The following is a 20749-nucleotide window of genomic DNA, read 5'->3' on the forward strand; positions in this document are numbered from 1 at the left end:
CGGTCTGAGCGTGGCTGAAGTTCTGCAGGTATAAAAAAAGCCCCGGCTCTTTCGAATCGGGGCTTTTGAATAAAACGGTTGGCGCGAGCTTACATCACGGGGTAATCAATGTACCCCACTGGGCCCTTTCCATAGAAAGTTTCAGGATGTGGCTCGTTCAACGGTGCATTGGCCTTCAGGCGTGCCGGCAAGTCCGGGTTGGCAATGAACGGAACCCCGAACGCGACCGCGTCAGCCTTGCCAGCCGCCAGCCAGGCGTTGGCGCTGTCCTTGGTGAAGCGTTCGTTGGCGATGTACGGGCCGCCGAACGCCTGCTTGAGTTGCGGACCGATGCTGTCATCGCCTTCCTTCTCACGGGAGCAGATGAAGGCGATGCCGCGCTTGCCCAGTTCACGGGCCACGTAGCTGAACGTCTCCAGACGGTTTTCGTCGCCCATGTCATGGGAGTCGGCCCGTGGCGCCAGATGCACGCCAACCCGGCCGGCGCCCCAGACTTCGATGGCCGCGTCGGTCACTTCCAGCAACAGGCGGGCACGGTTTTCCAGGGAGCCGCCGTACTGGTCGGTGCGCTGGTTGGTGCTGCTTTGCAGGAACTGATCGAGCAGGTAGCCGTTGGCGCCATGGATTTCCACACCGTCGAAACCAGCAGCCTTGGCATTCTCGGCACCGACACGGTAGGCGTCGACAATGTCGGCGATTTCAGCGGTTTCCAGGGCGCGTGGCGTCGGGTAGTCGGCCAGCGGACGGACCAGGCTCACGTGGCCCTTGGGCTGGATCGCGCTGGGCGCCACCGGGGTTTCACCATTGAGGTACGACGGATGGGAGATCCGGCCCACGTGCCACAGTTGCAGGAAGATCTTGCCGCCGGCGCCGTGGATCGCCTTGGTGATATTGGCCCAGCCGCGCACTTGGTCGTTGGACCAGATGCCCGGGGTGTCCGGGTAACCCACGCCCATCGGCGTGACGGAAGTGGCTTCGCTGAGGATCAGGCCAGCGGAGGCGCGCTGCACGTAGTACTCGGCCATCAACGCGTTGGGGACGCGGCCAGCGTCGGCGCGGCAACGGGTGAGTGGGGCCATGATGATGCGGTTCTTCAGCTCGATGTCGCCGAGTTTGATAGGGTCGAAAATAGTCGCCATGAAAATACAGCCTCGAAAGTGGAAGGGTTAAAAGTCAATGAGTGGCCGGTGCCAGGTCGGCATTGCCGCCCTGGCGGAAAGTGATCAGGGTGACCAGTAGCGCCAGCACGGCCAGCGCGCCGGCGGCCAGGGGCACGGAGGTCAGACCCAGGCCATGGTCGATGACGCTGCCGCCGACCCAGGCACCCAGGGCGTTGCCGATGTTGAAGGCGCCGATGTTCAGGGTGGACACCAGGTTGGGTGCATCTTTGCCAAAGGTCACCACGTTGACTTGCAGGGCCGGCACGGCAGCGAAGCAGGCGGTGGCCCAGAGGAACAGGGTGATTTCACTGGGGATCAGCGCCACGCTGGTCCAGCTCAGTACGGTGGACACCACGGCCATGGTGAGGAAGACGCCCATCAAGGTGTTCGCCAGGCTCTTGTCCGCCAGCTTGCCGCCGATGATGTTGCCCAGGGTCAGGCCCAGGCCGATCAGCACCAGGGTCCAGGTCACGCCACGGGGCGACACGCCGGTCACTTCGCCCAGCAACGGGGCGACGTAGGTGAACAGGGTGAACACCGAGGCGGAGAACAGCGCGGTCATGCTCAGGGACAGCCACAGACCGGCGCCCTTGAGCGCTACCAGCTCCGAGCGCATGTCGAGTTTTTCTTCATCGCGCTTGGCCGGCAGGAAGCGGATCAGGCCGATCAGGGCAATCACACCGATGACGGTCACGGCCCAAAAGGTCGAGCGCCAGCCGGCTTCCTGGCCCAGTGCGGTGCCCAGCGGTACGCCGAGCACGTTGGCCAGGGTCAGGCCGGTGAACATCAGGGCCACGGCCGAGGCGCGCTTGTTGGGCGCCACCAGGCCGGCGGCCACCACCGAACCGATACCGAAGAACGCGCCGTGGCACAGGGCTGTGACGACCCGGGCGAACATCAGCACGTTGTAGTCGCTGGCGATGGCGCAGAGCAGGTTGCCGACGATGAAAATCCCCATCAACGCCACCAGGGCGGCCTTGCGGGGCAGCCGGGCGGTGGCCAGGGCCATGAACGGTGCACCGATGGCCACGCCAAGGGCGTAGCCGGTCACCAGCCAGCCGGCGCCGGGAATCGACACGCCCAGGTCGGCCGCCACGTCGGGCAACAGGCCCATGATGACGAACTCGGTGGTGCCGATGGCGAAGGCGCTCAGGGCCAGGATCAGGAGTGAGAGGGGCATGATGGATCCTTGTCGGGTCAGAGCTCTTGGCTCATTTGCTTGAGGAACTGCTGGATCACTTCCTCGTTGCGTTTGAAAAAGTGCCATTGACCGACCTTCTGGCTGGTGATCAGCCCCGCCCGTTGCAACACCGCCAAGTGCGCAGACACCGTGGATTGCGACAGGCCGCAACGCTGGTCGATCTGCCCGGCGCAAATGCCGAACTCGTGGTTGTGCAACTGCTCGGGGAACTGGACCTTGGGGTCTTTGAGCCAGTTGAGGATGTCTCGCCGTACTGGGTGCGCCAGGGCTTTTATTATTTCGTCGAGGTCGAGGGTCATGGGTGGCAAGCTCAGGGTGAGTAAAACGCTATATCGCGATAGAGCGAACCTTAAATCGTTATTTCGCGATATACAAATATGGATTTGATCTGGATGCCGAACAAATCGCTATATCGGGTTATAACGATATGGGCGCTGGGGTGCTAAGCTGCGGACCATGAATTATCTCGCGCACCTGCACCTCGGCGGCCCTGGCCGGGAACAACTGCTCGGCAGCCTCTACGGCGACTTCGTCAAAGGGCCGTTGCAAGGGCAGTACGATCCGCAGATCGAAGCGGCGATTGCCCTGCATCGGCGCATCGACATGTACACCGACCGCCATCCCTTGGTGGACATTGCCCTGTCGCGTTTTTCCACAGTGCGACGGCGCTACGCCGGGATCGTGCTGGACGTGTTTTTCGACCACTGCCTGGCCCGGGACTGGGCGTTGTACGGCGAAGGGCCGCTGGTGGATTTCACGTCCCGTGTCTACCAGGTACTGCGCACCGAACCGCAGTTGCCAGGGCGCCTGGCACAGATCGCGCCGTATATGGCGGCGGATGACTGGCTGGGGTCTTATCAGGAATTCGAAGTACTGGGGCAGGTACTGCGCGGCATTTCCCGCCGCCTGTCGCGACCCGAGGAACTGGCCGGGGCGATGCCGGAGTTGATCGAGCTTTATGAGCCGCTGAGCGAGGATTTTCGGTTGTTCTACCCTCAGCTTCAGGATTTTGCTCAAAACCAAGTCACGCCGCAGGACTAATTGTGGGAGCGAGCTTGCTCGCGATAGCGGTGTATCAGCCAACTCATCTGCTGAATGTTAAGCCGCTATCGCAAGCAAGCTCGCTCCCACAGGAGGGCTGCGCAGGGATCCGGGTCAGGCCGCAATCGCCGCAGGCCGCATCGGTGCTTGCTGTTTCTCGGGAATCGTCCCGAACAACGCCTTGTGCACCGCCTGTTGCGCCTGGAACGCCAGTGCTGCGCGTTCCTGGGCGTGGCAGGCAATCGGTTCCAGCAGATAGATGTGCACGTCGCCCCGATCGTTGGCGAACAAGCGCATCAAGTGCGACAGCAGATCATCATCGCCAATGAACGGTGCCAACGAATCCGGCTCACCATTGCGCAGGTAACGGATCGCCACCGGCTGCAACGCGACATCGGCATCGATGGCCGCCGACAACAAGCGACCGTGGAAGGTACGCAGGGATCGGCCATCGGTGGTGGTGCCTTCCGGGAACATCAGCAGCGGATGGGCCTGCTCCAGATGGCGGCTCATTTGTTTGCGGATCAGTTGGCTGTCACCCGACCCGCGCCGGATAAACAGGCTGCCGGCCTTGGCCGCCAGCCATCCGGCCACCGGCCAGGTGCGCACTTCGGCCTTGGACAGGAATGACATCGGCGTGAGCATGCCCAGCAACGGGATGTCGGTCCAGGACACATGGTTACTGACCCACAGCATCGGCCGTTGCGGCAGTTGACCGTGGACAGTGACCGAAAAGGGCAGGGCGTGGCTCAGCCGCGCCATGAAGAACCGTGACCAGCGCTGGCGACGGACCATCGAGTTGGCAACCCCCAGGCGTTCGAACAGGCCGAACACGCTGGCCATGCTCAGGCCCAGGGTCACCACCAGCAAGACTCGCGCGATACGCGCGTACACCCGTAACCGGCTCATCACACGGCTGCCTTGAAGTGGCGGGCGTAGCGCGGGCAGAGCTCGTCGCGCTTGAGCAGGATGAACACGTCGGCCACCTGGAAGTCCTCGTCCCAGCACGGCTCGCCGCAAATCTTCGCGCCCAGGCGCATGTAGGCCTTGAGCAGCGGTGGCATTTCGGCGATCACGTTGGACGGCACGTCCAGGGTCGGCAATGGTTTTTTCGGCACGGCTTGCAGGTGTTCGGTGCACAGGTAGCGTTCGCGCAGGCGCTGCATGATTGCCTGGGCCTGGATGCCGCCATCCTGCATCGGAATGCTCGCGCAGCCCATCAGGTAGCTGTAGCCGCCTTCGTTCAGGACTTCGGCCAGTTCGCCCCAGAGCACCGCGATGGTGCCGCCGTTGCGGTAGGCCGGGTCGACGCAGGTACGGCCGATTTCCAGGATCGGGCCCTTGAGATGGACCAGGCCGTGGAGGCTGAATTCTTCTTCGCTGTAGAACCGGCCCAGGCTGCTGGCGGCCTGGTGGTCGAGCAGGCGCGTGGTCGCCACGAGGCGGCCGGTGTTCAGGTCGCGTACGCCGATGTGGGCGCAGTGAACATCATAGTCATCCATGTCCAGACCCACTTCCGCGCCTTTGAGCTTGGCGTTGAATTCGCCGCTGAAGACGTTGAAGCGCAGGGCCTGGGCTTCTTGCAAGGCGTGGGCGCCGATCAGGCGTTCGGCTTGCAGGCGGCGTTCATTGCCGGTGTCGCTGATGCGGGCGATCTGGGTCATAGCGAATCTCCGTGCGGGCTGTTCAGTTGCAGCCTGTCGACTTTCTTTATGCAGCCATGTTGTGCAAAGTCAGGCTATGTAGCCCCGGTGTCATCGCCATGAAGCTTTGGTGATGCTTATATGACAGCCTTCAAGGAGCCCCTCTCATGCCCTGGCACACCCTGATCGAACGTGGCGAGCGCCTGCCCACCTATCCGGACCTGGCTGAAGGTTATGCCGCGTTGTTGCAACGCCTGGGGCCGGTGACGCCGTTCGAGTTGGCCGTGGTCGGGGCTCGGTCGATGGCCACGCCGGGGCTGGCGTTCCTGGTGGGGTACCAGGCGGCGCTGCGGGTGCTTTGGCCGAGCGCGCCCCAGAGTCTCGGCGCCTTGTGTGCCACCGAACAACGCAGCCTGCGTCCGGCGGACATGCAAACCCGCCTCGACGACTTGCGCCTGAGCGGGCGCAAGGATTTCGTCACCGCTGGCGACGCCGCCGAGTGGCTGTTGATTGCCGCTCGCAGCGAAGCACCCGGCGAAACGCCACGGCTGAACCTGGCAGTGGCCTATGCGGGCGAGCCCGGCGTGACCTTGGAAAAACTCCCCGCCATGGGCCTGATGCCGGACATCAGCCATGGCCGCGTGCTGCTCGACGGCGCGCTGTGCGAGTTGCTGGCCGGTGATGGCTGGGACGCCTACGTCAAACCGTTCCGCACCCTGGAAGACCTTTATGTACTCAGCGCGATGACGGCCTGGTTGTATGGCGTCGGACAGGAATGTGCCTGGCCCCAGGTGTTGCAACTGCGCCTGCTGGCGTTGCTTGCCGGCTGCGCGGAGGTGAGTCGCCACAACCCTTCCAGCTCTGCCGGGCATGTGCTGCTGGGCGGGTTGTTCGCCCAGTTCCAGGGGCTCGACGGCGAACTCGACGCTGCCCTGGCCGCCGGGCCTGCGGCCTGGCGCGAGATGTGGACGCGGGATAAAGGTGTGATGGACCTTGCGGCGGGGGCCCGGGCCAAGCGGTTGGCCAAGGCGTTGGGATAAGCCTCCAAACGACCAACCCTTGTGGGAGCGGGCTTGCTCGCGATAGCGCTGGATCAGCGACAACGATGTTGGCTGACACTCCGCCATCGCGAGCAAACTCGCTCCCACAGGGGGCACACACACTCAAATTGTCATCAAGTCTGCATAGGCTCTGAAGGTTAAACCCTGTGAGCCCCAAGCATGTCCAAAGGCTGGTTCCTGATCCCGTTGCTGATACTCAACCTGAGCGTCCAGGCCGAAGACTGGCCCGGCGAGCAATGGCCAAGCGGCCCGACTCCGAGCGGGCCGGCCATCGAAGCCCTGGAACAATACGCCTTCCCACCCCGGGACGATGCGAGCCGTGAGGGCATCCGCACCGATGCGCTGCTGGTGATCCAGGATGGTCGACTGGTCTATGAACGCTATGCCGGACCGACCACCGCCCAGACCCCGCACCTGACCTGGTCCATCAGCAAAAGCCTGCTGGCGGCGGTGTTCGGCGTGGCCTACGGTGAACAGCGTTTTGCCCTGGACGATCCGGCAGCCAAGTACTACCCACCCCTGAACCGGCATCCGAGCCTGACCCTGGCCGATCTTTTCCACTGGGCGTCCGGCCTGGACTGGCAGGAGGACTACGAATACGCGCCGCTCAAGTCATCGGTGGTGGCGATGCTCTATACCCGCGGGCGTCATGACATGGCGGCGTTTACCGCGCGGCATGAAAGCTTCAGCCCCCCGGGGCAGGCGTTTCGTTATTCCAGCGGTGACAGCAACCTGTTGGCGGCGGCCCTGAAAAACATCGTCGGTGCGGCACGTTATCCCGATTATCCCTGGACGGCCCTGTTCGAGCCCCTGGGCATCCGCCACGCTACCTGGGAAACCGACGTCAGCGGCACGTTCGTGGGATCGTCCTATGCCTACCTCACGGCTCGGGACCTGGCGCGTGTCGGGTTGTTGATGCAACGGGACGGCCGCTGGGGCGAACGGCAACTGATCCCCAAGGATTGGGTCGCGTTCAGCCGCGAACCGTTCGTGCACTTCCAGGCCGGCCAGGACGAAGCCGTGCCGGGCGGGCACTGGTGGCTCAACCGCGGTGTCGATCCGGAGCTCCACCCCTGGCCCGATGCGCCGCCGGATACCTTCGCCGCGCTGGGCCATTGGGGCCAGGCGCTGTACGTCATCCCCAGCGCCAGACTGGTGATCGTGCGCTACGGCGACGACCGCGACGGGAGCTATCGCCATAACGAGCTGCTCAAGCGCGCCATGGCGGCGTTCGCCGGGAAGGGGCAGCCATGAAGCGCAAAACCTTTTTTACCTTGCTGTCGGTGCTACTTATTGTCCTGCTCAGTTGGGTCTGGCTGGAGCGGGTGGCATTGCGGGCCTTTCCCGACATCATCAGTGCCTACACCGCCAAGGAGTACTGCTCGTGCCGCTATGTGATGCAGCAACCGGCCGAGTATTGCCGGGGTTATGTGAAGCAGTCAGTGCCCACCAGCGCTTTTCTCGAGACTGTTGAAGCCAAGCGCATCACCGTCAGCGGGTTGGGGCGCAGCAACAGTGCGCAATGGTTGGGAGAGCGGCAGGGGTGTCGGTTGGAGCCTTGAGATTGGCCTGCAACGACCACTGTTGTGGCGAGGGAGCTTGCTCCCGCTCGGGTGCGCAGCGCTCGCAAATTCTTTAACCTGTCGCGATCTTGGGGCTGCTCCGCAGCCCAGCGGGAGCAAGCTCCCTCGCCACGGTGTTATGTGGTGAGCAGGTACCGTTGTTGAAACAGACTGTTTGCAAGCGCCCTCGGCCCGGTTAAGGTTCGCCACAGGTTTATCTGCCCCCCGAGTGTGTATGTTCAAGCGGTTTTTCCCTCACGCGGTCGCCAGCTTGCTGCTGGCCTGCGCAGCGCTGCCGGCCCAGGCCGACTGGTACCTGGACGGCGAGTCGTCGCGGTTGTCGTTTATCAGCAGCAAAAACGGCAACGTTTCCGAGGTCCAGCGTTTCCTGGTGCTGCACGGCCAAGTCCAGCCCGACGGCCTGGCGCGCCTGGAAGTGGAGCTGGAATCCATCAACAGCGGCATCCCCCTGCGGGACGAGCGCATGCGCGCCGAGTTGTTCCAGATCAAGCAATTCGCCGAAGCCACCGTTACCGCCAAGATTGACCTGGCGCCGATCCAGGACCTGGCCAACGGCGCGCAGTTGGAGTTGCGCCTGCCGCTGACGGTGAACCTGCACGGCAAGCAGCATGAGTACCCCGTCGAACTGCTGGCGACGCGCCTGGATGAACGCCGCTTCCAAGTGGTGACCTTGGAGCCGGTGGTGCTCAACGCGGCGGATTTCGATCTGGCGCCGGGTCTGGAAAAGCTGCGCAACCTGGCCGGGCTGTCGGCCATCAGCCTGTCGGTGCCGGTGAATGCGGTGCTGATCTTCACGGCGCGCTGACATGAGCGGCCCAGTCTTTCCCTGGCGTGACGGCAATCGCTTCGAGCTGTTGATCGACGGCCCACAGTTCTTCCCACGCATGCTGGTGGAAATCGCCCGTGCCCAGGAGCAGGTCGAGCTGGAGCTGTACCTGGTGGAGGCGGGGGCCTGCGCCGAGGCGATGGTCCAGGCACTGGTCCAGGCCGCCGAGCGGGGCGTTCGCGTGCGCTGCCTGTTCGATGACTATGGCAGCCTGGCGTTTACCCTGGCCCTGCGCAAGCGCCTGACCGAGGCCGGGGTGGAGTTGCGTTTCTACAATCGCCTGAGTTGGCGCCGCTGGGTGCGCAACCTTTATCGGGATCACCGCAAGCTGCTCTTGGTGGACCAGCGCTTGGCCGTGGTCGGTGGCACCGGGGTGACCGATGAATTCTGGAACCCTCTCGACGATCACAGCGACTGGCATGAGGTGATGGTGGAAATCGTCGGCCCGCTGGTGCTCGACTGGCAGTTGCTGTTCGACCGCCAGTGGCTCGCCAACCGTCATCGACGGGCCTGGAAGCCAGCCTCCAATTTCGGCTTGCCGCGCCTGCCTCGCGTCCCGCCGGTGGGCGAAGGCATGGGCCGGGTGGCGTATGCCGACGCCCGCCAGCACCGCGACATCCTGCAATCGCTGTCCCGGGCGTTGAACAGTGGGCAGAAGCGCATCTGGATGGCGACGCCGTATTTCCTGCCGACCTGGAACGTGCGCCGTTCCCTGCGCAAGGCCGCCGCCCGGGGCATCGACGTGCGCCTGCTGCTGACCGGCCCGCGCACCGATCATCCGTCCGTGCGCTACGCCGGGCACCGTTACTACCCGCGATTGCTCAGGGCCGGCGTGCAGATTTTCGAGTACCAGCCGTGTTTCCTGCACCTGAAGATGGTGTTGGTGGATGATTGGGTCAGCATCGGCTCCTGCAATTTCGATCACTGGAACCTGCGCTTCAACCTGGAAGCCAATCTGGAGGCCCTGGATTCCGGGCTCAGCAGCGCCGTAGCGGCCAGTTTCGAGCGGGATTTCGCCCAGAGCCTGCAAGTCAGCCTCGACGCCTGGCAGCGCCGACCGCTGTGGAAGCGGTTCAAGCAGCGGGTGTGGGGGTTGGTGGATCGGGTGGTGGTGAATCTGCTGGATCGGCGGGGCTAGGCCGCACACCCCAGACACGACTGTGGGAGCGAGCTTGCTCGCGATAGCGGAGTGTCAGTCGATATCGATGCGGCTGATCTGACGCTATCGCGAGCAAGCTCGCTCCCACCGGGAGGATCAAATTGTTCTGAAGGTCAGAGCAACTCAAAACTCTGCTGCTTCACGTCCTGGGAATCCAGGCCGATCTGCACGTTGAACTTGCCCGGTTCAGCCGCGTACTTGAGTTGAGCGTTGTAGAACTTCAGGTCCTCTTCGGTGATGGTGAAGTGGATGACTTTCTTCTCGCCGGCCTTGAGCATCACCTTGCGGAAGTTCTTCAGCTCTTTCACCGGGCGAATGATCGAGCCGGTCACGTCCTGGATGTACAACTGCACCACGGTTTCGCCGTCACGCTTGCCGGTGTTTTCCAGGGTCACGCTGGCATCGAGCTTGCCGGTCTTGTTCAGCGTGGTCGATGACAGGGCCATGTCCGACAGGCTGAACTCGGTGTAACTCAGGCCGTAGCCGAACGGATAGAGCGGGCCGGTGGTGTCATCGAAATACTGCGAGGTGTAGTTGCCCGGCTTGCCCGGTGTGAACGGCCGGCCAATGCTCAGGTGGTTGTAGTAGGTCGGAATCTGTCCCACCGAGCGTGGGAAGGTGATCGGCAGCTTGCCCGACGGGTTGTAGTCGCCGAACAGCACGTCCGCGATGGCGTTGCCACCTTCGGTGCCGCTGAACCAGGTTTCCAGGATCGCGTCGGCCTGTTGCTTTTCTTCCAGCAACGACAGCGGACGGCCATTCATCAGCACCAGCACCAGCGGCTTGCCGGTGGCCTTCAGGGCCTTGATCAGCTCGCGTTGGCTGGCCGGGATGTTCAGTTCGGTACGGCTCGACGACTCATGGGACATGCCACGGGACTCACCCACGGCGGCCACCACCACATCGGCTTGCTTGGCGGCTTGCACCGCTTCGTCGATCAATACCTGGGCCGAGCGCGGGTCATCCACCACTTCCGGGGCGTCGAAGTTGAGGAAGTTCAGGTAGTCGAGCACCTTCTTGTCGCCGGTGATGTTGGCGCCACGGGCGTAGATCAGCTTCGACTCGGTCCCCAGGGCGCGGGTCATGCCATCGAACAGCGTGACCGATTGCGCAGGGCGCCCGGCCGCGGCCCAACTGCCCATCATGTCGATCGGTGCCTTGGCCAGCGGGCCGACCAGGGCGATCTTCGCGGTCTTCTTCAGGGGCAGGGTCTGGTTGCGGTTTTCCAGCAGGACCAGGCTGCGGCGTGCCACGTCACGGGCATCGGCGCGGTGCAGGCGGCTTTCGGCATAGGTGTCCGCCGGGTCGTCCTCGGCCTTGCCGATGCGCAGGTACGGGTCCTTGAACAGGCCCATGTCGTACTTGGCCGCGAGCACTTCGCGCACGGCGTTGTCGATGTCGCTCTGTTCGATCTCGCCGGCCTTGAGCAGCCCGGGCAGTTCCTTACCGTAGAGCGAGTCGTTCATGCTCATGTCGATGCCGGCCTTGATCGCCAGCTTCGCCGCTTCACGACCGTCCTTGGCGACGCCGTGCTTGATCAGTTCGAAGATGGCGCCATGGTCACTGACCGCCAGGCCCTTGAAGCCCCATTCCTTGCGCAGCAGGTCGTTCATCAGCCAGGTGTTGGCGGTGGCGGGCACGCCGTTGATGGAGTTCAGCGCGACCATCACCCCGCCGGCTCCGGCGTCGATGGCGGCGCGGTAGGGGGGCAGGTAGTCCTGGTACATTTTCAGCGGACTCATGTCCACGGTGTTGTAGTCCCGGCCGCCTTCCACTGCGCCGTAGAGGGCGAAGTGCTTGACGCTGGCCATGATGCTGTCGGCCGCGTTGGCGCCGTTGCCCTGGAATGCCTTGACCATCACCCCGGCGATGCGTGACACCAGATAGGTGTCCTCGCCGAAACCTTCGGAGGTCCGGCCCCAACGTGGGTCGCGGGAAATGTCGACCATGGGCGCGAAGGTAATGTCCAGGCTATCGGCCGCGGCTTCCTGCGCTGCAATGCGCCCGGAGTGGTAGATGGCGTCCATGTCCCAGCTCGAGGCCAGGGCCAGGGGAATCGGGAAAATCGTGCGGTGGCCGTGGATCACGTCATAGGCGAAGAACATCGGGATCTTCAACCGGCTGCGCATGGCCGCGTCCTGCATCGGACGGTTCTCATCGCGGGTGATGGAGTTGAACGTGCCGCCGATGTTGCCGGCGGCGATTTCCTTGCGAATCATCTCCCGGGGCATTTCCGGGCCGATGCTGATCAGGCGCAATTGGCCGATCTTCTCTTCGAGGGTCATCTGCTTCATCAGGTTGCTGATGAAGGCGTCCTTGTTCTCTATGGGGGCGGGCAAGTTGTCGGCAAATACGGAGTGACTGGCCAGACTGACAAACAGGCCCAGCAAACACAGCTTCTTCATGAATAGTTTTCTCGCAAGCCTAAAGGGCGGTGATCAGGACACGCCGGTCAGCCAAAATGTGAGGAGCGGCTATTGTTGTTCGGTCAAATACAGCACACTTTCGAGCCCAATGGGCTGAACTTAGTTTCGCACCGCGCATCTTTTAGCCCATCGACCCGTTTCAATCCAGTGCGGCGGCTGATTATGCCCCAGACGCCAGTGAGATAGGTGGCCGGGTTTTTCCAATGTCATGCCAGGGAGCGCTTTATCCAATGAACCCACAACTGAACCACCTTCGCAGCCTGCCGATACTGGCCTTGATGCTGCTCACCACGCTGCTGGCCGGTTGCGGCATCAATAACATCCCGACCCTGGACGAACAGGCCAAGGCCGCCTGGGGCCAGGTGCAGAACCAGTACCAGCGTCGCGCCGACCTGATTCCCAACCTGGTGGAAACCGTCAAGGGCTACGCCCAGCACGAGCAGGAAACCCTGACCGCGGTGATCGAGGCGCGGGCCAAGGCCACATCGATCCAGGTGGACGCCAGTACCTTGGACAACCCGGAAAAACTCAAGCAGTTCCAACAGGCCCAGGACCAGTTGACAGGCGCGTTGAGCCGGCTGATGGTGGTGTCCGAGCGGTATCCGGACCTCAAGGCCAACCAGAATTTCCTGGCGTTGCAATCGCAGCTCGAAGGCACCGAGAACCGCATTGCCGTGGCACGCCGCGACTTCATCCTGGCGGTGCAGAAATACAACACCGAGATCCGCACGTTTCCGGGCCGCCTGTGGCACAGCGTGATGTACAGCGACCTGCCGATCCGCGAAACCTTTGAGGCCACCAGCTCCAATGCCGAAAAAGCCCCTGAAGTGAAGTTTTGATCAATCCGGCAGTTTGAAGCGTTGTGGGAGCGAGCTTGCTCGCGATGGCGGCGGCACATTCAGCATTGCTGCAAGCTGACCCACCGCTATCGCGAGCAAGCTCGCTCCCACACAGGAGTTGCGATGCGAGTGTTGAAAATTGGCCTGGTGCTGTTGCTCTGGGTGTTTGCAGTCACGGCACAGGCCGAATTGAAGTTTCCTGCGCTGACCGGGCGAGTGGTGGACACCGCCCAGATGCTCGACCCTTCGGTGCGCGCGCAACTGGAGACGCAGCTCAAGGCCCATGAACAGGCGACCGGCGAACAGGTGGTGGTCGTGACCCTGGCGGACCTGCAAGGCAGCAGCATCGAAGATTTCGGCTATCAACTGGGACGCCACTGGGGCATCGGGCAGAAGGATAAAAACAACGGCGCGCTGCTGATCGTCGCCCGGGATGACCGTAAACTGCGCATCGAAGTGGGTTACGGCCTGGAGGATCGCCTGACCGACGCCCAGAGCTCGGTGATCATCAACCAGGTGATCACACCGGCCTTCAAGACCGGCAACTTCAACAAAGGCATCAGCGACGGAGTCGCGGCGATGCTGGTGGTGCTGGGCGGCAGCCCGCTGGACGAGCCGGCGCCGGCCTACAGTGCGAATGGACAGCAGGAGCAGGGCGATTTTGTCGAGCGCCATCCCGGGCTGTTCATCTTCCTGGTGATACTGTTTATTTTGACGATATTGGTCTGCCAGATGCTCGGTATCCTGCCGACCGGGCGCGGTGGCTCCAGCGGTTCGGGCAGCTCCGGTGGGGGTGGCTTCAGCGGTGGAGGCGGCGGTGGCGGCTTCAGCGGTGGCGGTGGCAGTTTCGGGGGCGGCGGTTCGTCGGGCGGCTGGTGACAATAATAATGAGAATGAGCAGGCACTTTTAACCATGGCATTACTGACTGAACACGAACAACGCAAGGTCGCCGAGGCCATCGCCCGGGTCGAGCGGCATACCGACGCCGAACTGGTGACGGTGCTGGCCGCCCGCGCCGACGACTACGCCTACATCCCCCTGCTATGGGCGAGCCTGCTGGCGCTGGTGGTGCCCGGCGTGGTCCATTACCTCTCCGGCTGGTTGGCCCTGCACAGCCTGTTGCTGGTGCAGTGGGTCAGTTTCATCGTGTTGTGCCTGGTGTTTCGCATCCCAAGGATCACCACCCACCTGATCCCCCGTTCCGTGCGTCACTGGCGGGCCTCCAACCTGGCACGCCGGCAGTTTCTCGAGCAAAACCTGCACCACACCGTGGGCAGCACGGGCGTGCTGATCTTTGTCTGCGAGGCCGAGCGGTATGTGGAAATCCTCGTTGATGAAGGCATTTCCAAACACCTGGACAACACATGCTGGGACGCCATCGTCGCAACGTTCACCCAGCAGGTTCGCCAGGGGCAGACCTTGCAGGGGTTCGTGACGTGTATCCAAGCCTGTGGCGAATTGCTCAAGGAACATGTGCCGCTGACTCATGAGCGCAATGAGCTGCCGAATCGGTTGGTGGTGCTGGGCTGAGATAAATTTCTGCCGGACACCGTTGTAGCGAGGGAAATTTATCTGTGGCGAGGGGATTTATCCCCGTTGGGCCGTAGGCCCCCTAAAAAAGCCGACAATCGGTTATGCAGGGATACCTTATTGCCTGGTTTGGGTCTGCTGCGCAGACCAGCGGGGATAAATCCCCTCGCCACATGAATTTCCCCGTGCCCTCGCACTTCATCCCCCCTAAAATACCGGCATTCCCGATCCGCCCGCCCCGAGGCCGCTTTTCCATGTCCGCCACCGCAACTCCAGCCCGTCCCGCGCCGGATCACCACGCCCAGTTCATCGAGCTGCTGCACACCAGCCTTGAACAAAACGCTTTCATCAAACTGGTGCTGGCCAAGTACGTCGGGGATGAGGCGGACCTCCAGCGGCTGATCATCAAGCAACTGACGGTCAAGGACCAGCCGTGCCTGTCCTTCGTCTACCGCTACAAGACCCGCGACATCACCAAGAATTTCCCGCTGGCCGAAGGCGTGGACACCATCGCCACGTTGTTGCCAGCGTCGTTCAAGAACGCGCATTTGCTGGCGGTCACTGACGAAGCGCAGTTGGAGTACAGCAAAAAGGGCAAAAGCTCGCTGTTCAAGAGCAAGCCCCAGCAGCTGCGGGAAGTGCCGTCTGCCGAGCACAATCGCGAGAAAAGCCGCTTCCTCGACCTGAGTCGGCCATTTTTGGCCGACCTGGGCGTGACCAACCACAAGCACGAGCTGATTCCGGCGATGTCGCGCAAGTGGAAGCAGATCAACAAGTTCATCGAGGTCTTCAGCCACGCGCTGACGTCTTCGCCACTGGCCCTGGACAAACCGGTGCGAGTCTCGGATTTCGGTTCGGGCAAGGGCTACCTGACCTTCGCCATCCACGATTACCTGCGCAACACCTTGCAGGCCGAAGGCGTGGTGACCGGTGTCGAGCTGCGCGAAGACATGGTCAAGCTGTGCAACGAAGCCGCCGCGCGGCTGGAGCACCCGGGCCTGAGTTTCCAGCACGGTGACGTGCGCAGCGTGGCGCCGAGCGCGGTGGATGTGATGATTGCCTTGCATGCCTGCGACATCGCCACCGATTACGCGATCCACATGGGCATTCGCTCGGGGGCCTCGATCATCATGTGCTCGCCGTGCTGCCACAAGCAGATCCGCCTGCAGATCCAGAGCCCGGCCTTGCTCAAGCCGATGCTGCAATACGGCCTGCATCTGGGCCAACAGGCGGAAATGGTCACCGACAGTTTGCGGGCGTTGTTCCTGGAAGCCTGTGGCTACGAGACCAAGGTCTTCGAGTTCATCTCTCTGGACCACACCAACAAGAACAAAATGATCCTGGCCGTCAAGCGCGCCGAACCTGTGGAGCCCACCGAGCTGCTGGCAAAAATCGAAGCACTCAAGGCCTTCTACCACATCACCGAGCACTGCCTCGAAACGCTGCTGCGGGCGGATGGTTATCTCTAGCACCGAGCCCCTGTGGGAGCGAGCTTGCTCGCGATGGAACGATGACGCGGTGTGCCTGAAAGACCCCATCGCCTGAATCGCGAGCAAGCTCGCTCCCACAGACTGTCCTGTCACTTCCTTTTTATGCAGCCCGTCAGGTAATCACCGCTTATCCCTCATCCGCCGGCTTACCGGACTACCTTTAATGCGTTCACCTCTCACGCATTTCCAAAGGAGCCCAACCCATGGCCGCCAAGAAAATCCTGATGCTGGTCGGCGATTACGTCGAAGATTATGAAGTCATGGTGCCATTCCAGGCCTTGCAGATGATCGGTCACACCGTACACGCCGTGTGCCCGGGCAAAAAGACCGGGCAGACGGTGCGCACGGCGATCCACGATTTCGAAGGCGACCAGACCTACAGCGAAAAGCCGGGGCACTTGTTTGCCCTCAATCACGATTTTGCCAGTGTCCAGGCCGTTGACTATGACGCGCTGCTGGTGCCGGGTGGGCGTGCGCCGGAGTACTTGCGCCTGGACGAAACGGTTCTGCAACTGGTGCGTGATTTCGATCTGGCGGGCAAGCCGATCGCCGCGGTGTGCCACGGTGCGCAATTGCTGGCCGCGGCGGGCATCCTTGAAGGGCGCGAATGCAGCGCCTACCCGGCGTGTGCGCCGGAAGTACGCCTGGCGGGCGGGACCTATATCGACATTCCGGTGACCGAAGGCCATGTCCAGGGCAACCTGGCGACCGCACCGGCCTGGCCTGCGCACCCGAACTGGCTGGCGGGGTTCCTGACCTTGCTGGGCACGGCTATCACTTTGTAGTAACGCACTGGCAAGGTAAGCGCAGCGGGTCTTTACTCTCGGGGCATGCCCTTCATTGCCTGGAGAACAATCATGTCCGGATGGTACGAAATCAGCAAAAGCAGCAGTGGCCAGTTTCGGTTTGTACTCAAGGCGGCCAACGCCGAGACCATCTTGACCAGCGAGCTGTACACCACCCGCGGTGGCGTCGACGGTGGCATTGCTGCGGTGCAGAAAAACAGCCCGTTGGCCGAGCGCTATGAACTCAAGAACACCAAGGACGGCCATCCGTACTTCAACCTCAAGGCTGGCAACCATGAAGTGATTGGCAGCAGTGAGGCATATTCATCGGACGCTGCCCGGGACAAAGGCATCGCCAGCGTCAAGGCCAACGGACCGACGACGGTCATCAAGGACAAGACCGTGGCTGCGCTCTGACGGCAAACCGACAGATGCAGTAGCGAGGTCTTTGTGGCGAGGGGATTTATCCCCTCGCCACAAGTCCACCCTGTTTCCGATCCAAATAGTCATGCCCAATGCTGACTTACCCTAGACCTCCACCGGCACCGACAGCGCCGGATCGCCCAGCGGATGGCTCTTGGCATCGAAGAAGCGCAATTGCACCTCCAGCCCCTGGAATACCTTGGCGTAATGGCGCTTCTGATGCTGGATGAACGCCTGGCTGCGGGGATAGATCGAAATCGCCACGGTTTTCGGTGCGGCCAGGCGCAGGGCATGGACGATGTGCCGGTCCTGCTCGCCCAGGGCATGGCCGAACAGGCACAGGTTGTCGCCATGGCGCAGCAACTGGTCGTAGCAGAACGACAGGTAATCGCTGCTGCGAATGGTCTTGAGCTTGTCGGCACTGGGGCCTTCATTGACGAACAGCGGCACGTCGTCGAGGGTCTTGATCGTGTTGTTGATGGCGAAACTGCCCAGCAAGGTGCCTTCGGTGGACGTGAGCTTGCGCGCCGTGCCGTCCTGGTTGCGCACCAGGTGCAGGCCGCCGTGCAGGTACAGCAAGCGCGGTTTGTCCGTGGTCACCTGGCTCAGGTCGAAACTGTGATCATCGCCGAAGAACAAGTCGCTGATGGTCTCGGCCCCATGCTGGATCGCCCAGTAGTTGAGCAGGTCGTAGTTGGTGGTGAACACCGTGCGGTAGCGGCTCAACTCCTGGTTGAGCGTCGCCAGGGTCGACGCTTGCACCAGCCGCCATGGGATGTGCACCGCGTGCACGGTGTTGATCAGCGCTTCCTTGATCGCGTAATAGCGGTTACGCGGGGCGGCGGAGCTGACGGCCAGGGCCTTGTTGACCCGACTGGTGGTTTTCAGCGCCCCGAGTACCTGTTCGAAACTGCGGGTCTGCATCGCGTCGAATACGCTCAGTTCCGACGGGCTCAAGGGTTTCTCCTCGACAGTGCGGGCGTTTTCGAACAGCGAGTCATAGCCGAAATCGTCCCACACCGCGCGGCTGGCCCCATTGCCCACCAGCAGGCCGCTGAAGGCGGTATCGGCGCGCACGGCCTCCCAGTCTTCGAGCCGGGTGTCGTATTCCTGGAAATCGGTCATCGCAAGGATCATCTCAAAACATGGCAAAGGCAGGCCGCGACTTTATCACGCCCCAGTCTTGAGCCAGATCAAGATGCGTCGTGACTACTGGGTCATTCTGTAGGTCCTGCCGATCCGGCCTCTACCAGGAGTGTGACCCCATGAGCAGTACTTTTTTCATTCCCGCGGTGAACATCATGGGGCTCGGTTGCCTGGATGAAGCGATGACCGCCATCCGCAACTACGGCTTTCGCAAGGCGCTGATCGTCACCGACGTGGGGCTGGCCAAGGCCGGCGTCGCTAGCAAGGTGGCCGAACTGTTGGCGCTGCAGGACATCGATTCAGTGGTTTTCGACGGTGCCAAGCCCAACCCGAGCATTGCCAATGTCGAGCTCGGGCTGGGTTTGTTGATGGAGAGCCGGTGCGATTTCGTGGTGTCCCTGGGCGGCGGTTCCCCCCACGACTGCGCCAAGGGAATCGCGTTGTGCGCCACCAACGGCGGGCAGATCCGTGACTATGAAGGCGTCGACCGTTCGAGCAAGCCGCAATTGCCGCTGATCGCCATCAACACCACGGCTGGCACCGCCAGCGAAATGACCCGCTTTTGCATCATCACCGACGAGACACGCCACGTGAAAATGGCGATTGTCGATCGCAATGTGACCCCGCTGATGTCGGTGAACGACCCGGCGCTGATGGTGGCGATGCCCAAGGGCCTGACGGCCGCCACCGGCATGGACGCGCTGACCCACGCGATCGAGGCTTATGTATCCACTGCCGCCAATCCGATTACCGATGCCTGCGCCCTGAAGGCCATTACCCTGATCAGCAACAACCTGCGCCTGGCCGTGCGCGACGGCAACGATCTGGTGGCGCGGGAAAACATGGCCTACGCGCAGTTTCTCGCGGGGATGGCATTCAACAATGCGTCGTTGGGTTTCGTGCACGCCATGGCCCATCAACTGGGTGGTTTTTACGACTTGCCTCACGGGGTGTGCAACGCGGTGTTGTTGCCCCATGTACAGAGCTTCAACGCCTCGGTATGCGCCGCTCGCCTGAGCGACGTGGCCCATGCCATGGGCGCCGATACACGTGGCTTCAGCCCGGAAGAGGGCGCACGGAGCGCTATTGCGACGATCCGCAGCCTGGCCCATGACGTGGACATTCCGGCCGGTTTGCGTGACTTGGGCGTGCGCCTCAACGACGTGCCGTTGCTGGCCGCCAACGCCTTGAAAGACGCGTGCGGCCTGACCAACCCACGGGCGGCGGACCAGCGGCAGATCGAAGAGATTTTCCGCAGCGCGTTCTAAGCGACCCGGGGCGGCACGAACCTCACACAGAGCATCGCCGCCGCCCCCAGCAGCGCGCACAACGCCGCCAACGGCCAGGCCTGTTGGTTCAACAACAGGCTGGCCATGGCGCCGATCACCGAGGCCATCAGTTGATGCAGGAACCCGCTCAACGCCATGGCATAAGCGCCGGCCACCGGTGAGCCTTCGTTGGCCAGGGACAGGCTGATGGGGTAGATCAACGATTGGCCAAACACCGCGAAGCAATACGGCAGCCAGAAGAGCAGCGCGATGCTGCTCAGGGTAAGGCTGCCTGCCAGCATGGTCATGCTGCCGCCCAGCACCAGCGCGATGCCCCAGCCCATCATTCGCCGTTGACCGGTGCGCAGCACAAACGCGTTCACCACCAGCGCCCCGAGCAGGTACGCCGCACTGATCGGCCAGCCCAGCAGGCCGTACTCGATGGCCGACCAGTGGAAGCTTTCCTGCAGGATCAGCGGGGCGGCGGTATTGAAGGCGACGATCACGCCGTAACCCAGCCCACCGGCCATGGCCGGCAGCAGGAACGCGCGTTGCCGGAATATCTGCCCGTAGATCCTCCACGCCGATTGCCCATTGCCGGCGTGCACCAACATCGGGAACCTGGCCTGGGACACCGCCGCTGCCATGGCCAGGCTGACGGCGCCCAGACCATGGAAAATCGCCTCCCAGCCGAAAGCGGCCTGGATCAACGAGCCCAGGTATTGGCCGATACCGAGGGCAATCACAAAAGCAATCGATATCCAGGACAGGGCCTTGGCCAACAGGTCGCCGCTGAAACTGTCGCGAATCAAGACCCGCGCCATCACCGAAATACCGCTGGCACCGATGCCCTGAATCAACCTGAGCGTCAGGAACGCCTCCACGGTTGTGCCCAACGGCAGGGCCAGGTTGCCCAGGCCATACAACCCCAGTGCGGCCAGCAAGACCGGCTTGCGCCCCAAGCGCTGGCTCAGGCTGCCCCACAGCAACATGGGCAGCGCCATGCCGACCAGGTACACCGACAGGCCCCAGGAAACCAGGGACGCATCGGCACCCAGATCCCGGGCGATGCCGGGCAGGGCCGGCAAGTAGATGCTCATGCCCAGTTGTGCCAGGAAAACGGTGGTGCAGGTGAGGATCAGGGTTGTACGGTTTTTCATCGAGCGT

General features: G+C 62.5%; 21 protein-coding genes. 13 read left to right on the forward strand and 8 right to left on the reverse strand.

All coding sequences use genetic code 11. The features are described from left to right. Positions 1-89 precede the first annotated feature (89 nt). From AB7M32_RS11225 to AB7M32_RS11235, 3 genes are read right to left on the reverse strand one after another with little or no spacing between them, the layout of a single operon-like run. Complete coding sequence (locus AB7M32_RS11225; protein ID WP_092329009.1) at positions 90-1139, reverse strand: alkene reductase; 1050 nt, start codon at positions 1137-1139, stop codon at positions 90-92. A 34-nt stretch (positions 1140-1173) separates the two neighbouring features. Then, positions 1174-2340, reverse strand: a complete 1167-nt coding sequence (locus tag AB7M32_RS11230) for an MFS transporter (protein ID WP_018607025.1) — start codon at positions 2338-2340, stop codon at positions 1174-1176. 17 nt (positions 2341-2357) lie between these two features. Further along, positions 2358-2660, reverse strand: a complete 303-nt coding sequence (locus AB7M32_RS11235) for an ArsR/SmtB family transcription factor (protein WP_003198672.1) — start codon at positions 2658-2660, stop codon at positions 2358-2360. Positions 2661-2817: 157 nt separating this feature from the next. Between AB7M32_RS11235 and AB7M32_RS11240 the strand changes: the two genes are divergently transcribed. Beyond that, complete coding sequence (locus tag AB7M32_RS11240; RefSeq protein WP_454249927.1) at positions 2818-3402, forward strand: acyl carrier protein phosphodiesterase; 585 nt, start codon at positions 2818-2820, stop codon at positions 3400-3402. A 114-nt stretch (positions 3403-3516) separates the two neighbouring features. On the opposite strand, the gene AB7M32_RS11245 is transcribed toward AB7M32_RS11240, so the two are convergent. Both AB7M32_RS11245 and olsB read right to left on the reverse strand, forming a co-directional pair. Beyond that, positions 3517-4311 carry a lysophospholipid acyltransferase family protein gene (locus tag AB7M32_RS11245; RefSeq protein WP_454249928.1) on the reverse strand — a complete coding sequence of 265 codons (795 nt, stop codon included), beginning with the start codon at positions 4309-4311 and terminating at the stop codon, positions 3517-3519. Next, positions 4311-5066, reverse strand: a complete 756-nt coding sequence (gene olsB, locus AB7M32_RS11250; RefSeq protein ID WP_092204386.1) for an L-ornithine N(alpha)-acyltransferase — start codon at positions 5064-5066, stop codon at positions 4311-4313. Before olsB ends, AB7M32_RS11245 begins: the two co-directional genes overlap by 1 nt. 146 nt (positions 5067-5212) lie before the next feature. Between olsB and AB7M32_RS11255 the strand changes: the two genes are divergently transcribed. The 5 genes from AB7M32_RS11255 to AB7M32_RS11275 all read left to right on the forward strand — a co-directional run bounded on the left by AB7M32_RS11255 (position 5213) and on the right by AB7M32_RS11275 (position 9653). Then, positions 5213-6085: an acyl-CoA dehydrogenase gene (locus AB7M32_RS11255; protein WP_454249929.1), complete on the forward strand. Its 873-nt coding sequence runs from the start codon at positions 5213-5215 to the stop codon at positions 6083-6085. Positions 6086-6265: 180 nt separating this feature from the next. Continuing rightward, positions 6266-7360, forward strand: a complete 1095-nt coding sequence (locus AB7M32_RS11260) for a serine hydrolase domain-containing protein (RefSeq protein WP_454249930.1) — start codon at positions 6266-6268, stop codon at positions 7358-7360. After that, on the forward strand, positions 7357-7668 hold the full coding sequence (locus tag AB7M32_RS11265; protein WP_454249931.1) for an amidase: 312 nt from the start codon (positions 7357-7359) through the stop codon (positions 7666-7668). Before AB7M32_RS11260 ends, AB7M32_RS11265 begins: the two co-directional genes overlap by 4 nt. A gap of 235 nt (positions 7669-7903) precedes the next feature. Beyond that, positions 7904-8494 carry a YceI family protein gene (locus tag AB7M32_RS11270; RefSeq protein WP_060738805.1) on the forward strand — a complete coding sequence of 197 codons (591 nt, stop codon included), beginning with the start codon at positions 7904-7906 and terminating at the stop codon, positions 8492-8494. 1 nt (position 8495) lies between these two features. After that, positions 8496-9653 carry a phospholipase D-like domain-containing protein gene (locus tag AB7M32_RS11275; protein ID WP_454249932.1) on the forward strand — a complete coding sequence of 386 codons (1158 nt, stop codon included), beginning with the start codon at positions 8496-8498 and terminating at the stop codon, positions 9651-9653. 134 nt (positions 9654-9787) lie between these two features. Here the strand turns inward: AB7M32_RS11275 and bglX are convergent, their stop codons facing one another. Further along, a complete protein-coding gene (gene bglX / locus AB7M32_RS11280; RefSeq protein WP_454249933.1) occupies positions 9788-12079 on the reverse strand; it encodes a beta-glucosidase BglX in 2292 nt (763 codons plus the stop codon). 251 nt (positions 12080-12330) lie between these two features. Between bglX and AB7M32_RS11285 the strand changes: the two genes are divergently transcribed. The 6 genes from AB7M32_RS11285 to AB7M32_RS11310 all read left to right on the forward strand — a co-directional run bounded on the left by AB7M32_RS11285 (position 12331) and on the right by AB7M32_RS11310 (position 17162). After that, complete coding sequence (locus AB7M32_RS11285) at positions 12331-12939, forward strand: LemA family protein (RefSeq protein ID WP_454249934.1); 609 nt, start codon at positions 12331-12333, stop codon at positions 12937-12939. A gap of 123 nt (positions 12940-13062) precedes the next feature. Next, positions 13063-13818, forward strand: coding sequence for a TPM domain-containing protein (locus tag AB7M32_RS11290; protein WP_454249935.1), 756 nt, complete (start codon positions 13063-13065; stop codon positions 13816-13818). 34 nt (positions 13819-13852) lie between these two features. Further along, on the forward strand, positions 13853-14470 hold the full coding sequence (locus AB7M32_RS11295) for a TPM domain-containing protein (RefSeq protein ID WP_454249936.1): 618 nt from the start codon (positions 13853-13855) through the stop codon (positions 14468-14470). A 254-nt stretch (positions 14471-14724) separates the two neighbouring features. Further along, positions 14725-15939, forward strand: a complete 1215-nt coding sequence (locus tag AB7M32_RS11300; RefSeq protein ID WP_454249937.1) for a class I SAM-dependent methyltransferase — start codon at positions 14725-14727, stop codon at positions 15937-15939. Positions 15940-16163: 224 nt separating this feature from the next. Further along, the gene (locus tag AB7M32_RS11305; protein ID WP_072412099.1) at positions 16164-16745 is read left to right on the forward strand and encodes a DJ-1/PfpI family protein; all 582 of its coding nucleotides are present in this window, start codon (positions 16164-16166) and stop codon (positions 16743-16745) included. A gap of 72 nt (positions 16746-16817) precedes the next feature. After that, positions 16818-17162 carry a YegP family protein gene (locus tag AB7M32_RS11310; RefSeq protein WP_454249938.1) on the forward strand — a complete coding sequence of 115 codons (345 nt, stop codon included), beginning with the start codon at positions 16818-16820 and terminating at the stop codon, positions 17160-17162. Between the two features lie 111 nt (positions 17163-17273). Here AB7M32_RS11310 and AB7M32_RS11315 read toward each other — a convergent pair whose 3' ends face one another. Next, positions 17274-18293: a DUF4917 family protein gene (locus AB7M32_RS11315; protein WP_454249939.1), complete on the reverse strand. Its 1020-nt coding sequence runs from the start codon at positions 18291-18293 to the stop codon at positions 17274-17276. 140 nt (positions 18294-18433) lie between these two features. On the opposite strand from AB7M32_RS11315, the gene yiaY reads away from it, so the two are divergent. Beyond that, positions 18434-19582 carry an L-threonine dehydrogenase gene (gene yiaY / locus AB7M32_RS11320; protein ID WP_454249940.1) on the forward strand — a complete coding sequence of 383 codons (1149 nt, stop codon included), beginning with the start codon at positions 18434-18436 and terminating at the stop codon, positions 19580-19582. Here yiaY and AB7M32_RS11325 read toward each other — a convergent pair. Beyond that, on the reverse strand, positions 19579-20742 hold the full coding sequence (locus tag AB7M32_RS11325) for an MFS transporter (protein WP_454249941.1): 1164 nt from the start codon (positions 20740-20742) through the stop codon (positions 19579-19581). The two genes, yiaY and AB7M32_RS11325, sit on opposite strands and share 4 nt — an antisense overlap. Positions 20743-20749: the final 7 nt, after the last annotated feature.

The sequence above is a fragment of the Pseudomonas sp. R151218B TE3479 genome (assembly GCF_053629195.1).

Excerpts from the sequence above, each read along its gene's own strand:
- AB7M32_RS11225 (WP_092329009.1), bottom strand. The coding sequence starts at position 1,139 with ATGGCGACTATTTTCGACCCTATCAAACTCGGCGACATCGAGCTGAAG.
- AB7M32_RS11230 (WP_018607025.1), bottom strand. The coding sequence starts at position 2,340 with ATGCCCCTCTCACTCCTGATCCTGGCCCTGAGCGCCTTCGCCATCGGC.
- AB7M32_RS11235 (WP_003198672.1), bottom strand. The coding sequence starts at position 2,660 with ATGACCCTCGACCTCGACGAAATAATAAAAGCCCTGGCGCACCCAGTA.
- AB7M32_RS11240 (WP_454249927.1), top strand. The coding sequence starts at position 2,818 with ATGAATTATCTCGCGCACCTGCACCTCGGCGGCCCTGGCCGGGAACAA.
- AB7M32_RS11245 (WP_454249928.1), bottom strand. The coding sequence starts at position 4,311 with ATGAGCCGGTTACGGGTGTACGCGCGTATCGCGCGAGTCTTGCTGGTG.
- olsB (WP_092204386.1), bottom strand. The coding sequence starts at position 5,066 with ATGACCCAGATCGCCCGCATCAGCGACACCGGCAATGAACGCCGCCTG.
- AB7M32_RS11255 (WP_454249929.1), top strand. The coding sequence starts at position 5,213 with ATGCCCTGGCACACCCTGATCGAACGTGGCGAGCGCCTGCCCACCTAT.
- AB7M32_RS11260 (WP_454249930.1), top strand. The coding sequence starts at position 6,266 with ATGTCCAAAGGCTGGTTCCTGATCCCGTTGCTGATACTCAACCTGAGC.
- AB7M32_RS11265 (WP_454249931.1), top strand. The coding sequence starts at position 7,357 with ATGAAGCGCAAAACCTTTTTTACCTTGCTGTCGGTGCTACTTATTGTC.
- AB7M32_RS11270 (WP_060738805.1), top strand. The coding sequence starts at position 7,904 with ATGTTCAAGCGGTTTTTCCCTCACGCGGTCGCCAGCTTGCTGCTGGCC.
- AB7M32_RS11275 (WP_454249932.1), top strand. The coding sequence starts at position 8,496 with ATGAGCGGCCCAGTCTTTCCCTGGCGTGACGGCAATCGCTTCGAGCTG.
- bglX (WP_454249933.1), bottom strand. The coding sequence starts at position 12,079 with ATGAAGAAGCTGTGTTTGCTGGGCCTGTTTGTCAGTCTGGCCAGTCAC.
- AB7M32_RS11285 (WP_454249934.1), top strand. The coding sequence starts at position 12,331 with ATGAACCCACAACTGAACCACCTTCGCAGCCTGCCGATACTGGCCTTG.
- AB7M32_RS11290 (WP_454249935.1), top strand. The coding sequence starts at position 13,063 with ATGCGAGTGTTGAAAATTGGCCTGGTGCTGTTGCTCTGGGTGTTTGCA.
- AB7M32_RS11295 (WP_454249936.1), top strand. The coding sequence starts at position 13,853 with ATGGCATTACTGACTGAACACGAACAACGCAAGGTCGCCGAGGCCATC.
- AB7M32_RS11300 (WP_454249937.1), top strand. The coding sequence starts at position 14,725 with ATGTCCGCCACCGCAACTCCAGCCCGTCCCGCGCCGGATCACCACGCC.
- AB7M32_RS11305 (WP_072412099.1), top strand. The coding sequence starts at position 16,164 with ATGGCCGCCAAGAAAATCCTGATGCTGGTCGGCGATTACGTCGAAGAT.
- AB7M32_RS11310 (WP_454249938.1), top strand. The coding sequence starts at position 16,818 with ATGTCCGGATGGTACGAAATCAGCAAAAGCAGCAGTGGCCAGTTTCGG.
- AB7M32_RS11315 (WP_454249939.1), bottom strand. The coding sequence starts at position 18,293 with ATGACCGATTTCCAGGAATACGACACCCGGCTCGAAGACTGGGAGGCC.
- yiaY (WP_454249940.1), top strand. The coding sequence starts at position 18,434 with ATGAGCAGTACTTTTTTCATTCCCGCGGTGAACATCATGGGGCTCGGT.
- AB7M32_RS11325 (WP_454249941.1), bottom strand. The coding sequence starts at position 20,742 with ATGAAAAACCGTACAACCCTGATCCTCACCTGCACCACCGTTTTCCTG.